At 67.8% G+C, this 794-nt stretch carries 1 protein-coding gene; it reads right to left on the reverse strand.

The features are described 5' to 3' along the window. The coding region (locus ACGWYJ_RS38930; protein WP_395111721.1) for a hypothetical protein at nucleotides 1-417 on the reverse strand (417 nt) is incomplete at its 3' end. Between the last annotated feature and the right edge of the window lie 377 nt (nucleotides 418-794).

Here is a 794-nt window from a genome sequence, read left to right on the forward strand (position 1 = left end):
GGCCGCCTCGTCGGGGTCGGCTGCTTGCGCGGCGAGGGCGTCGATGGTCGATTGGATACGGCCCGGGGCGAACGCGGTGGCCAGCCATTGGTCGATGGCGGGGAGGACGTCGGCCTCCCGCAGGTAGACAATCTTGGGGTGGTCGATCTGGTTGGCCAGGGCGTACTCCTGGGCGTAGCGGCACCGGTAGTAGAGCTGGCGTCGAAACGAACCCGGCCAAGTGCAGGTGCTCGAACAGCCTTCGCTGCTACCGAAAGCAGTGGAGCTCCTGGACGCGGAGGGCTTTGATGAGCGCGTTCTGGCGGCGCAGTGCCGGGCACCCATCGAGCTGTTCCGCGCCGTAACGAGCCGCACGCCATCGTCAGACACCGATAGGAGCCCCTGCCTGGCCGACACCACGCCGAACCGGAGAGTCATCTCCCTGCTGGCTCGCCCAACCAAACTCGGCCCGGCAGGCTGACTCTCAGGGCGACGAAGTACGGAAGGGTCAGCGCGCCTATTGGGACCGGTTCAGCGACCGCAACGTGGCGCCGCATCCCAACACCGGCACGGGTTGGGCGATGGCGTCACCACACCCGTTGTTGTACGGCCGGTGGTGCGGCCAAGTACAGGTGTGGCGGGCCGGAGGGTTGGCGACCCGCCACCACCCGGGGTACTCGGCTCGGCAGGTGCGCCAGTGCGCGCGCGTTTTGCGGCGACGCGCCTACGCTTCCAGCGTCCGCCGCTCATCATCGGTCAACACCACGGGCTCAGGCTTGGGACTCGGCACAACCCCACGATACCGACTGCAACAT

This window comes from Actinomadura sp. SCN-SB, assembly GCF_043906805.1.
Classification (GTDB): domain Bacteria; phylum Actinomycetota; class Actinomycetes; order Streptosporangiales; family Streptosporangiaceae; genus Spirillospora.